This is a genomic window from Gimesia aquarii, from assembly GCF_007748195.1.
Taxonomy (GTDB): domain Bacteria; phylum Planctomycetota; class Planctomycetia; order Planctomycetales; family Planctomycetaceae; genus Gimesia; species Gimesia aquarii.
The window spans coordinates 5929860-5943275 of sequence record NZ_CP037920.1 but is presented as its reverse complement, the minus strand read 5'-3'; the positions used below and the strand labels follow the sequence as shown (position 1 = coordinate 5943275).

The following is a 13416-nucleotide window of genomic DNA, read 5'->3' as shown; positions in this document are numbered from 1 at the left end:
AAGTCTTACAAGTAATTGCGCCTCAAAAGGTACTTTTTTCAATTGATGTCATCAATTCTGATCGTCATTGAGAAACTCATCTTGCGGCTGTTTTCAATTTTCGTTATTTGTACGCAACCCACTGTTAACCGGAGGGAACATTTCCTGTCTAACACTCCCTTTTCTCATTTCCTCCCTGAGATCACAGGGCCATTGAAAAAGAGATTTTCAACCTGTCACACAGAAGTGAACCTCGTATCTTTTCTCGCAAAAATTACAATTGGATTCGACATGATAAGAGGTGTCTTATCTGACACCAGATGCGGTAACGCATTGCGATGGGCATCAAGCCTGATCCTGGTACAGATTATTTTGTTCGGAGTCTGCATCAACGGGAATATTCCTGTGATGAAGTCAGCCTCTGCGCAGGAAGGAAAAAAGAGCACCATATCCTTGGATGAACCTCTTTTCGACATCCGCGTGGAAGGAAATGAGTCCATTCCAGCACTCTCGATTTTACAAAAGACCAAAAGCCAACGCGGCCGACCTGCCTCACGCACACAAGTTCTTGAAGATATGCGACTCCTCTTTGCGACCCGTTGGTTTTCCAGCGTGGAGCCCGTTTATCGAAAAACGGAACAAGGTTTGGTGTTGATCTTCAAGGTCAAAGAACGTCCCATTGTTGAGAAGGTCGAATTTCGTGGTAATAAGAAAGTCAAAACCAAACGCCTGGAAGCGACAACCGGTTTAAAAGTCGGTTCCCCGTTTGATGTTTCTGCAAATCAGGAATCAGTACATCGGATTAAGCAGCTTTATGTAGAACGCGGATATCGTTTTGCCGAGATTACACTCGTCAAAGGAGGTCTTGCCGATGATCGTGAAGTGATTTTCGAGATCAAAGAAGGCCCCAAGGTTGTTGTTTCGGGAATCAAATTCCGAGGTAACAAATTTGTCAGCTCAGGTGTGCTTAAAACAAAACTGCAAACCAAAAAAGCGCCTCTTGGTCTGAGTATTCTGGGAGGAAAATATGATCCTTCCACAGTCGAAGATGATCTAATTTCTCTGAAGCAATACTACAACGGTCTGGGTTTTTTCGATGTGAAAATTAAGGAAAAGGTAGGCTATAACAAAGATCGTTCTCGCGTTCAAATTGAATATACGGTTAACGAGGGTAAACGCTACAAAATTCGTGAAATTCTGATTCAGGGAAATCGGATTTTCTCGGAAGAAGAAATTCGCGACGATTTTAAATTAGTCTCGGGAGAGTTTTTCAACAGTCGTACTCTTTCAAAGGATGTTGATAAACTAACCACAAGATATGGAGAAATAGGGCATTTATTTGCAAAAGTGAATCCGGTTCCCCGATTTTTGGAAGCACCAGGCCAAGTCGATTTGGTCTATCAGATCAATGAAGATAAACCGTATCGAATTCGACGTATTACACCACATATCGCTGGTGATAATCCGCGTACTAAGAGTTCTGTTTTGACAAATCCTCTGCTTGTCGCACCCGGTGATCTGGCGAATCAACGTTTGATTCAAAAGAGTAAACGTCGTATCGAAGGGGGACATGTTTTTGAAAAAGGTCAAAATGGGCCACGGATTAACGTAACAAAAGTCGACCCGCAACGCGAAGTGATTAGCAGTCGCAAAAACGATGTTTTGCGAGGTCAAAATAATGAACGTGACCAAAATATAAAACGTACTCGATACAACGAACTTGACCAAGATTATGAACGTGGGCAAATTTACGATGACGGTATTTTAAACGAACAAAATCGAACCCAGAAAATATTTCGTGGACAAAACAAAATATTTCGCGGACAAAATTACGATAATGGCATTCCAGAACCTCTGAATCCTTTATTTGGCAACAGCCCACTCGGCGACCCAATGGGAACCGAATTTCCCCAGCAACAACCGGGTTGGGTGGATTTGGATGTTTATGCTTCCGAAAGCCGTACTGGCCGTTTGATGTTTGGAGTCGGCGTCAACAGTGATGCTGGGGTTGTTGGTTCAATCGTTCTGCAGGAAGAAAACTTTGATATTCTAAGACCTCCCCGTAGCATAGAAGATCTGCTGGACGGTACTGCTTGGCGTGGTGGCGGACAACGTTTCCGTGCGGAAGCAGTTCCCGGTGATCAGGTCAGCCGGTATTTACTCAACTGGACCGATCCTTATTTCCTGGATACCAATTTCAGTTTGGGAGTCAGTGGTTTTTACTTCACACGATTCTATGAAGATTGGGATGAAGAACGCGTAGGTACACGTTTGACTCTGGGGCGTCAATTGACTCAAGAGTGGTCAATTAACGGACAGTTCCGACTGGAAAATGTCGACCTGCGAAACCCGCGCACACCTACTCCTCCCATCGTTCAACAGTCTGTGGGTAATAATTTGCTGAATACATTCCGAATTGCTGCCACACATGATACACGTGATGCAGCGTTTCTACCGGCAGAAGGACATATTTTCGAAGCTGCAGTCGAGCAAGCTGTTGGAGATTTTGATTATAGTCGCCTGGAAACCAATGCCAGTCAATATTTTACTCTTTTCAGTCGCCCCGATGGTGGCGGACGTCATATCCTCTCTATCAGTGCCTCGCTGGGTTGGACCGATTCAGATACTCCCGTATTTGAACGATACTATGCCGGTGGTTTCCAGACCTTCCGTGGTTTTGAATTCCGTGGAGTCACACCACGGGAAAATGGAATTGCTGTAGGTGGTCGATGGAGCTTCCTCGGTAGTGCACAGTATATGGTTCCGATTACTGCCGATGAGATGATCCAAATGGTGTTCTTCAGTGATTTTGGTACCGTTGAAGAAAGTGTTTCTCTCGATCAGTTCCGTGTTTCTGTGGGTGCCGGTCTTCGTTTAACAGTTCCTGCAATGGGACCTGTTCCAGTAGCTTTGGATTTTGCTGTTCCATTGGCAAAAGAGACATTCGACGAAACACAGGTCTTCAGCTTCTACGTTGGGTTCACCCGTTAATTGATCAATGTTTCCCGATAATGCTTTTGTGTGAATATAACTGCTGACAGGACGGAATTTCTACGTCGCCACCAGTTTCATCGGGCTTTCTTCTGGGCTATGATAGTGGTTTGTTATGTGGCAGATTGTTCGTTCAGAGAGCAGCTTAGATGATTTTGGAAGGCATTGTCAGCAGTAGAAATCGACAGGGAGAATTGAATATTGCCCCGATGGGACCACTGGTCAATCCTGAGATGAGCCAGTTTGTGTTACGACCATTTCAGACGTCTCGAACCTTCCATAATCTGAAGGAGACCCGTTGCGGAGTATTCCACGTTGTTGATGATGTGTTATTGCTGGCAAAAGCGGCTATCAGTCAGTTGGATGAGACCCCAAACACATTTCCTGCGGAGCAAATTGAAGGTGATGTGATATCCTCAGCTTGTCGCTGGTATGAATTTCAAATCGATACGATTGATGAATCTGCCGATCGCACTGTGATGCAGGCTTCAGTAGTCCATCATGGTAGAATTCGGGATTATTTTGGCCTTAACCGGGCTAAGCATGCTGTGCTGGAAGCAGCGATTCTGGCAACACGCATTCATATAATAGAGAAACATGATTTGCAGACACAGTATCGTGCTTTGGCAGAGATTGTGAAAAAAACTGCCGGTCCGGAAGAACACACGGCTTTCCACTTACTGGAAGAGTATATTTCCAAAGCGTATGCTTAGATGATCGTGAACCAAAAACTCAACAACTCTCAGAAGCACTTATCTGTCATGTCACGCGAAGTCATCGTAACAACGGGAAGCCGATTACATTGGGGATTGCTGTCGATTGCCCCGTTAGCAGGGCGGGAATTTGGTGGCATTGGTTTAATGGTAGATGAACCGCGATTGACACTCTCAGTCAAGGTATTATCTGAAGAAAAAGATAATGTTGTGTGTAGTGAGAATTACATTTCAAAAATTGAAAATGTGATCAACATGACTCGCCGAAATCTGACTGGTCCATCACGTGAGTGTTATTATTCTGTAGAAGTACAATCTGAAATTCCCCAGCATTGTGGTTTTGGCTCGGGAACTCAATTGAGTTTGGCAGTCGCGCGCGCCATTTTGATGTTAAATGATGAAGACCAGTTTTCTTCTATGGAGTTGGCACAGCGCGTTCAACGTGGGGCACGCTCTGCCCTCGGGATACATGGTTTTGAATCGGGTGGATTTATTGTAGAAGGAGGCAAAATCGATTCAAGTGAAATCAGCCCCTTGGTTCTGAGCGTTGATTTTCCCGTAGACTGGAAAGTTTTGTTGATCACGCCCACCGATCGGGCAGGCATTTCCGGTAACCTAGAAGCGAAAGCCATTCAGAAGTTAGGCTCTATGCCTGTTTCTCTTACCGACAAGCTTTGTCGCCTTGTTCTGATGCAGCTTATTCCGTCAATAAGGGTACAGGATTTTGAAGGTTTTAGTGCGGGTTTGACAGAGTATGGACACGCTGTAGGTGAGTTTTTTCAGCCTGCTCAAGGGGGAATCTTTGCTCATCCCCAGATGGCCGAGCTAGAAAATTTACTGAGTTTAAAAGGAATTCTGGGAATTACCCAGACCTCCTGGGGGCCGACTTTATCGGTCGTTTGCCGGGATTCAACACACGCTGAATATGTTTCAAGTATAATATTTGAAAATGGTTACGGAGAATTTTGTTCGATTAAAATTGTAAAGCCTTTAAACCGTGGTGCTTATACTCAGTTGAGAAACATTGCATGAACATTAGATTTAGATTTCTAAGATCTTGAAACATTTTGAAATCTAATAGAGGAAATCTTCGCCAATAGTCGAACCTTGTTATAATGCTACCATCCCGAAATAAAACAAAGTAATCCATAAAGTAGTGAGAACTGTCTTTTATGCGTTCCAAGCAAAATCACTCCGAGGTATCGCGGCGAGATTTCCTGCGTGTCGGAAGCCTGAGCTTCGCCGGATTGTCAATGTCTGAGCGAGCTGCCTTATCAGCTTCGAAGAGAGATCGTTCACAGAAAAACTGTATCTTGATCATGATGACAGGTGGCGTCAGCCAACTGGAAACATTTGATCCTAAGCCTGAAGCGCCTTCTGAAATTCGTGGTCCACTAAAAGCAATTTCGACGTCTGTTCCTGGTGTTTTTCTTAGCGAGTGCTTTCCTCAATTGGCCCAGCGAGCTGGACAGTTCTCGATAATAAGATCAATGTATCACGATGCTGCTCCCATTCACGAGACGGGGCATCAACTCATTCAGACAGGAAGATTGTCGCGAGGGGCAATCAATTATCCTTGTTTTGGTTCAGTCGTATCCAGGCAATGGGGGCCACGTGGTGATGCGCCTCCCTTTGTTGTTTTACCACGTTTGGTTGGTTCATTAGGAGTGAATACCTATCGTGGACAGCAGGCAACATTTTTAGGCGAAGAATTCGAGCCTGCAACATCAATGGGAGACTTATCGGCTACGAGCGAACATGAAATTGAAGTCGCCGGAGAATCGATGGCGATCCAGCAACAATACGGAAAACAGCGATTCGGCAGGTTACTGCTTCAGGCTCGGCAGCTAGTCGAACGGGGGACGCGGTGTGTGATTGTCAATTTGTTTGATAATCTGCATCAGCAATTGTCCTGGGACTGTCATGGCACGGGAGCGGGAACATCCGGAAAAGTTTATGATTATCGGGATTCACTGGGGCCCGCCTTTGATAAAGCATTATCAACATTACTTGATGATCTTTCTTCAAAAGGGTTGCTTGATGATACGCTTGTGGTTGCGACAGGAGAGTTTGGCCGCACCCCACAACTCAATGCTTATGGCGGTCGGGATCATTGGCCTCATGTATGGTCGGCATTGATTGCTGGCGGCAGCACACCTGGAGGACAGGTTGTGGGGGCAAGTGATGCGCGGGGCAGTGCTCCCGTGGATCGTCCCGTTCATGCGTCTGAATTGACGGCAACGATTTATCATCATTTGGGTTTAAATCCTGAGAGCCTGCTTGCCCACACGGATGATCAGGAAATCAAACTGATAGAAGCAGCACCGGTTCAGGAATTAGTAACCGCGTGACCAGAATTCAAAATTTGAGTCAATAGCGACTCATGCAACATCTGTATTGTGTTGTTCATTTTCTTCAGTCAGGATGGTTTCTATTTCAGACACACTGTGTTGAAAACAGTTACTGATTTCCTGTACTGAAAATCCTGCCTGGCTGAGGAAAACGATCATTGATCTCTGTTCAAGTGATGCACTGATTTTTCGAGAGCTCTCATACATTGAAATATCAGGTCCCGGTTGATTGGTAGGTTCGCTGGAATTCTGTTGGGTGAGAGTCAGTTGCTGACGTAGTCGATTAATCTCTCGGTCTGCATCCTGCAATAATTCATCAAGGACTCGCAGGCGGTCATCGGAACGCGCTTCTACTTCTCGACCGTAATCAAAGAGCTTGACTTCGAGTTGGTTGAGCCGGTTGACTTGCTTTTGCTCGGTTTGGGCAATTTCGTGTTTTGCTTCTTGTAACGGATCACGATCGCGTACGCGCTTTTGCATGCGAAAATTCTTCTTTAATGACCATGCAATTGCAATCAATAATATACCTGTCAGTATGACATTGGGGTCACTTAAATTAAACATGATTGGTAAGTCATCCTTTACTTCCAAACAAGATCAGACGTGCTGATCCAAAAGTGATCTCTTGATGATCTTCCTGATCATCTTTAAAGAGACTTTTAGTGGTCGTGGTCGTGGTCGTGGTCGTGGTCGTGGTCGTGGTCGTGGTCGTGGTCGTGGTCGTGGTCGTGGTCGTGGTCGTGGGGCACATTTGCATCGTTAAGATTGGGGCTGTTACTTGATTTGCTTTCAATCATAAAAGCTGCTTCAGCCGCACGATAAATGGTTCGCAATGAAACTCCTTGCTCTACTGCAATCAGTGCACACGATTCATATTCTGGAGTAAATTGTGATTGCTGATGTTGTGTCAGAGAGATTTTGCCTTCGACGTTTCCCCAAGCTGTTTTCACAGTGTGTCGTTGGCGAGGCCGAATCGAACGTTGCAATTGATGCCGACGAATCCCCAGTGTTTCTGTTTCCTGAAAAAGAATCGATTCGAGTTTATCCGATGATTCCGGTTTGCAAATGACACTGAGCAGGGTGGCAGGTCGGTCTTTTTTCATCTGAATCGAAGTGGAGTAGACATCTAGCGCCCCCGATTCCAATAGTTTTTGTTTTGTATAGCCTATAATTTCTCCCGAAACGTCATCGAGATTGGTTTCCAGTAGCGTAACGTTGTCAGTATTACTTTTTGTAGCGAGTTCTCCGACAAAGATTCTCAAGAGATTCGCTCTTTCGGGAAATGTTTTCGTACCTGCTCCGTATCCGATTTCTTCTATCGTCATGGGGGGGATCATTGAAAAGCGATCAACAAGTGTCGAAATAATGGCTGCACCTGTGGGGGTTGTTAGCTCTGCTTCAATAGAAATGTCTGCAAGAGGAATCCCTTTCAAGAGTTCAGCTGTGCCTGGCGCAGGAACGGTACAAATTCCGTGATCGATTTTTATCTGTCCGAAACCTGTGGGAACAGGACTTGAAATCACTTGCTCGACACTCAACAGGTCGAAACCAATTGCCACTCCTACAATGTCAACTATCGAATCGATAGCACCGACTTCATGGAAATGAACTTGATCGATTGTAGAACCGTGAACCTTGGCCTCCGCTGATGCAATTGCTGTGAACAGCGAGAGTGAAATTTCAAATTGCTTCGGAGTGAGCTGATTGGATTGTTTCAGGATTTTAACGATATCGCTTAAGTGGCGATGAGCGTGTTGCTCCGGATGATCAATTTGAACTGACGTTGCATGAAAGCCACCTTTCATAGTGGAAGAAAAAGTCAGCTTCACATCAGGCAGTCCAAGCGAATCAATACCGGCACAAATCTGATCTGCATTCACACCAGCGTCAACCAGTGCCGCCAACGTCATATCACCACTGATTCCAGTAGAACAATCTAAATAGGCAATCCGCACAGTCAGTATCCAAGCGTGTTAATATTTGGGGGATCTGGAAAATTTCGAAAACGAATTCTAAGAGTAATCCGCTGGTTCTCCAAGGTCAATTCGAAGCCAGTCGGATTTGGTAGAATACGCTAACTCTAATGATATCAAACAGATGCTAGAGAGCAGGAGATAGTAGTTAAAGAAAGAGGGCAGTTTTCATTGCTTTTAGGCTGAGTGAAATCACTTGATCTACGTTTGAACCAAAACACGTTAAGGGTCTCGAGCATGGGAATCAGGCTCAATTTAACGTTGGTAGATCGGCAGGTACTGATATTCGACGGCGAGAGCCAGGACCGCGAGAGATGTGGAATAAACCTTGCCCGCTCCCTTTTCGCTGCCTTTCGTGGCGAGCCAGCTTCCATCATGTTTCTGCATTTCCAGTAATTGCGGAATGATTGCTGCTCGTGTCTTTTTCCAGTACTCTCCCCCCATTTTAAACATGCCCACACTGCAGTAATAGGCACCGTAGTAGTAATAAAATTCGTCCGGTCTCAAAGGATGCTGGACCAGGTAATCGCCTGCTTCCAGTGCGTCTCTTGTGTGATGTTTTCCACAGATTTCCAGAGCCAGAATTCCTGTACCCGTTCTTGTTGCGCTAGGAGCTCCGCCGGGTTGGTATGCAAAGCCAACATTATTTCGTCCCCGACAATGACGCACATAGGCGACTGCCCGGTCGATATGGTCAGCAGAAATATCACATCCAATATTTTTTGCGGCGCGTAGTGCTAATAGTTGCCACCCTGTGACACTCAGGTCGCTATCTTTACTCGTTTGAGAATAACGCCAGCCACCCGCGTTCCTTTTATCTTTGGCAACATCCTGCGCAGAGATGATCACTTTCACGGCGCGTTCCAATACCTGACGGCATTTTTTCTCTCGTTCTCCTTTTAGCATTCCCGCTACTTCTGCCAGCATCAGTGTGCTGATGCCGTGGCTGTACATCGGGCCGTGACTTTTATGATGTACGACCAGGCCGTTCGCTGCCTGATGAGACAGGACCCAGTCGATTCCTTTATTCATCTGCTCGCCGTAGGGGCCTTCTTCTGGAACATAGCCTGCGGCCATAAACGCCATGATTGCCAACGAAGTCGCAGCCGTTGATTCACCATAGGAATTGAAGGACCAAGCTCCTGAAGGCTGTTGTGAGATTGATAAAAACTGAATTGCCCGTTGAATACCTTCATCAAGTTGTTTTTTTTGTTGATCGAGTTCTTGAGCCCAGCAACGAGTTTGCGTAGATACAGAAAAAACAAGAACAATGCATACTATCAACCAGCGCATCATAGAAAATTTCCTGTTATTGAGCTTTGAATCTAAGGCTTAGTTGTTATCAGGTTTCGATTTGGCAATTGCTTCAAAATAGTGTTTGATCAAACGCGCGTATTCCGGATCCGTTTTGCTTCGCGAGCCTTGCAAAATTTCCGTATCCAGGTTGCCCGGGAGTTCTCCCCAGTTTCGACTGGACATTGCTTTTAACTTCGTTTTGAGTTGCGAAAAATCGACACTATTTCTGGCGCCACCGCCTTCACTTCGGCCTTGCCCCTTTCCAGAAGCCATATTTTTGGATGCGGTCTGTGATTCCTGTCCTTTTCCGGGATTCGAGCCTTGTTGAGCTTTTGATTTCAGTTCTGTCGCTGCCTGTGAAAGCGACTCTGCTGCACGTTTCAGCGCTTCTGCCGCTTTTTTAGATGACGAGGACTGAGAAGGTTTTCCGGATTTCGATTGTTGACTCTGACTTTTTGAATTCTGGGCGACCTGTTCTTTCGAGGATTGTGCGTCATTCCCGCGCTTTGTGTCCTCCAATTTGTTTTGATCTCTGGCTTGAGAGTCTTCTTGTTGTGATGACTGAGTTTGATTTGATTTTGAGTTCGATTCTCCGGATTTCGCCTGGCTCTTTTGAGCCAGTGTTTGGTCACCAGCTTTAAACTCAGGGGTTTGTTCAAGTTGTTTTTGTGCGTTACGTAGTTGCATCGCGGCATCGGTAACCTGATTACCGACCTTTTCAGGAACGGGAGTCTCTGTCGGTTGCTGTGGCCTCGATTTTTGAGCCTGTTGTGCCGCTTCTTGCAGGGTCCTGGCTGCTTGTTGGGCTTGTTGCGACGCGCGTTTGAGGTCTTCTTTCGAGAGATCTTCTACTGCTTTCTGCATTTGCTGTTCGGCTTTTGCAGTTTTCTGTTGGGTGCGTTCCGCTTGTTTTCCCTCTTTTTTCAATCCAATCGGATTCGTGTTTAGCTTTTGTGAAGTTTCTGCCAGTTGTTCCGACAATGCCTTCGTTTGTTGTGCCAAGGCTTGCTGTGAATTTTTAAGTGCCTCCTGACGCAAAGCTTCTGATGTGGAAGCTTCTTCCAGTTTTCCTGCGAGCTCTTGCTGCATATTCGCAAGCTTCTCAGTTTGTTCTTTAAAGGCGTCTCGTTCTGTCTGATCTTTATTTTGCGCCTCGTGTGCACTCATGATTTCTTCGGCGATTTTGGCGGCACGATTGGCAGCCTGGCTAGCTTCATGTAAGCGACCGGCATTGGCTTCTTTTTGCGCCTTGATTGACTCTTCGGCTAATTGAGTCGCTTTGCGAGTCGGTTCAGATTGGGGGCCAAATTCTTGTGCTGCTTCCAACACAAAATTTGTTGCAGCTGCGGCTAGATCTTGTTGTTGTTTTTGTAAATCCAGAACAGATTCTGACTGATTCTGAGCTGCAGGGGGATTATTGGGACTCATTTGGGGTTCGGTTGCTTGTGCTGTTTTCACCGGTTCAGAATCCCCAGGACCGGCTGCTGCCGTTTGGATCTCAGGACCTTTAGCGGTTTCATTTCCAGGGGTAGAAACAGTTTGAGGTTCATTCGTAGCAGGTTTACTGGCCGCTAAAGGTGCCTGCTGTTGCATTGCCTGAGCAAGCTGTCTTTGTGGCTCGACAAGCTGAGAAGTTTGATTTACCAGCGAATCGAGCTGCTTTAATTGGAAATTACGAGCCGCATCTACCAACTCCGGCCTGCGTTTCAGTAAGTTGTTTAAATCCTCGGAAAGTCGCGACTGGCGGTGTTTCAGTTCGTTTTGAAAATTAGCCAGATCCTGTTCGATTTCGGGCGACAACTTTTGCTTTTCCGCATGCTGTTTTTTTTGTGAATTCGGATTATTTTGATTTTCATTTGCTTTTGTATCTGGCTGTTGAGTCGCAGACTCTACTTTGTTGTTAAAGGCAAGCAAATCATTCGCAAGATGGTCTGTCTCTTCGGCTAGCCGATTCAGATTGAGTAAATCATTCTCTAACTCAACCAGTTTCTCGTACTGCTGAGCAAGATCATCGAGTTTCTTGTCTGTTGCAGACATCGCCTTAGGAGTTGAACTCAATTCTTTTCGAGCCTGTTCAACAGTTTCTTTATCAGCCGCTGATTTCAGTGTGTCATGATGTTTGACGAAATCATGACGTGCAACCTCTTGCGTTTGTTCTGCCAGTTTCTGATAGAGGGGCAGCTGTAGAAAATCATTGGCTAAGGTTTCCAGGCGTTGCGCGATTTTGCGTTCTTCTTTGCTCAACTCTTGTAATTCTTGTTGATCCTCTCCTTTTAGTTTTCCTTTTTCCGTTGGCTGCTTTAAATTTGCAATTTTTTGATCAACGGCTTTCTGATGTTTCTTAAAATCCTCTTGAATTTTTCTAAGTTCATCTCGCAGTTTCTGTTGGCGAGAGATCACTCCTGCTGAAAGTTGCTCTTCGGCATTTTTATCAATTCCGAAAACACGTGGAGTTGACCAGACAACATTTGGTGAGGGGACTTCTCGATTATCAGCAGCACGGACTCGATAAGTAAAGATATCAGCTTGTTTCGCTTTGATTTCCTTGAGGTCAATTTTAAACTCATGACTGACCGATTTTGTTTCCAACTGTTCCGCAGGAACTTTGATCAGGATCGGTTTCTCATCCAATTTTTGAACATGGACTTCCAGTTCTTTGACAGAATAATCATCGATGACTTTGACGGGAACAGAGAGTGTTTGGTCAGGCTTAAAGAATTCTGACTGGTTATAAAGAGAAATTTCAATTTCAGGGGCGCGGTCTGGAATCACTTTTACAAGATGTTCCGATGTTTTCGTCGTCAAATTTCCCTTTTCACTTATGAATTCAATATGGAACACAAAACTTTTTTTATGGACAGGAAGTTCGAGTTGTGCTGATAACCGGTCTTCACTCAATACAAATTTTTGGTGTTCAACTGGGGGGCGCTGTTGGTTATCGGAGCCAGCTAAATAATGCTGGTATTGAAGCGTCGCATCTTTAACAGCGCGGTCAAAGGTGAGATTGATTTTAAATTGACTCTGTTCAGGAACGCTGATTTCGCTGGGTAGCACTGTGAACTCTTGTAGTTTTTCGTGCGTATATCCAGGTGGCGTGATCGTCAAAAGAGTATCAGTGATCGAAGGAGGCTCAGAAATCTGAATTGTATATCGCTTACTCCGGCTGCGTTCAGTAGTGATAATATATTGGAATCCACTCAGCAGGCGCGGAAACTGAGTAGTGTATTGCCCTGTTGTCTCGTTTAGATCCATACGTCTGGAAAAGGGTTCGCCTTGTGAGTCTTCCCATTCAATCCACACTTCTTTGATTGTTTCAGGCTGTTTTGTGTGCCAGCGAGGAGTTGCTAATATTTGCAAATCTTTGCCGCGCGCAACTGTTTCGTCTCCCGGTTGAACTTCAAAGTAAAGCGAACTGACGGTTGCAAAATTACCCCAGGGAATCACACTTCGCGAAAGTAACAGTTTGTACGCATCAGGCCAGACGAGTAAGGGAGTTAAAAACAGGAGGATGGCGATTCCCGCACTCATGATAAACCGCATGGCACGATCAGAGGGGACAGAATCTGTGATATTGAATGTTGTAAGCGAAGCAATCGTTTCTTTTGCTAAATGCTCCCGCATTAAAATCGAGCTGGATTCATTTTGAACCGATGACAATTCCAGTACAGATGTCAGTCGCTCGTTGAGCGTCGATTGCGATTCTTCCACAATCGCAGCCAATTCGACAGGCGTCCTTTTATGAAATACCCTGCGTAGCATCGCAAACCAAATACAGCCGACCAAAACCGTTAGAGAGAGAGAACTCAAGACAACGCGTGCGGTTGTGTCTAATGAGAACAGAAAATCCAGACTGATTTGTAACGTGATCAAACAAATCAGAACGAGAATTACCAAACCGAGTCCGCGTAACAGAGCCAACGAACGGATTCTGCGGTCAAGCTGATTTAACTGTCGTTTCAGTTCGTTCACAAAAAGAGTTAACTGCCCATCCATAGTTGATCTCTGCGGGAAGTGGTTATTCAAATTGAAAGCTGCAAATTATTGAGCCTGTACCTCTAGCTATTGTATCATCAGAATGACTTCGCAGACCAGATACCCCGATATTGTAACAAA

The 13416-nt window shown here is 45.3% G+C and carries 8 protein-coding genes; 4 read left to right on the top strand and 4 right to left on the bottom strand.

Annotation, left to right across the window (positions count from 1 at the left end):
* The first annotated feature begins 270 nt into the window (after positions 1–270).
* From V144x_RS22595 to V144x_RS22580, 4 genes are all read left to right on the top strand, one after another.
* Positions 271–2970 (top strand): BamA/OMP85 family outer membrane protein, encoded by a 2700-nt coding sequence (locus V144x_RS22595; RefSeq protein ID WP_144988436.1) that lies wholly within the window; start codon positions 271–273, stop codon positions 2968–2970.
* A 149-nt stretch (positions 2971–3119) separates the two neighbouring features.
* Positions 3120–3683: a DUF447 domain-containing protein gene (locus V144x_RS22590; protein ID WP_144988434.1), complete on the top strand. Its 564-nt coding sequence runs from the start codon at positions 3120–3122 to the stop codon at positions 3681–3683.
* Between the two features lie 48 nt (positions 3684–3731).
* Complete coding sequence (locus tag V144x_RS22585; RefSeq protein WP_197998586.1) at positions 3732–4715, top strand: beta-ribofuranosylaminobenzene 5'-phosphate synthase family protein; 984 nt, start codon at positions 3732–3734, stop codon at positions 4713–4715.
* 140 nt (positions 4716–4855) lie between these two features.
* Positions 4856–6034: a DUF1501 domain-containing protein gene (locus tag V144x_RS22580; protein ID WP_144988430.1), complete on the top strand. Its 1179-nt coding sequence runs from the start codon at positions 4856–4858 to the stop codon at positions 6032–6034.
* Positions 6035–6064: 30 nt separating this feature from the next.
* Here V144x_RS22580 and V144x_RS22575 read toward each other — a convergent pair whose 3' ends face one another.
* The 4 genes from V144x_RS22575 to V144x_RS22560 form a co-directional block, all read right to left on the bottom strand.
* Positions 6065–6598 (bottom strand): hypothetical protein, encoded by a 534-nt coding sequence (locus V144x_RS22575; protein WP_144988428.1) that lies wholly within the window; start codon positions 6596–6598, stop codon positions 6065–6067.
* A 95-nt stretch (positions 6599–6693) separates the two neighbouring features.
* Complete coding sequence (gene larC, locus V144x_RS22570; RefSeq protein ID WP_144988426.1) at positions 6694–7989, bottom strand: nickel pincer cofactor biosynthesis protein LarC; 1296 nt, start codon at positions 7987–7989, stop codon at positions 6694–6696.
* A gap of 273 nt (positions 7990–8262) precedes the next feature.
* Positions 8263–9303 (bottom strand): prenyltransferase/squalene oxidase repeat-containing protein, encoded by a 1041-nt coding sequence (locus tag V144x_RS22565; protein WP_197998585.1) that lies wholly within the window; start codon positions 9301–9303, stop codon positions 8263–8265.
* Between the two features lie 36 nt (positions 9304–9339).
* Entirely contained in the window at positions 9340–13296 is a 3957-nt protein-coding gene (locus tag V144x_RS22560; protein ID WP_144988424.1) for a DUF4175 family protein, read from the bottom strand.
* Between the last annotated feature and the right edge of the window lie 120 nt (positions 13297–13416).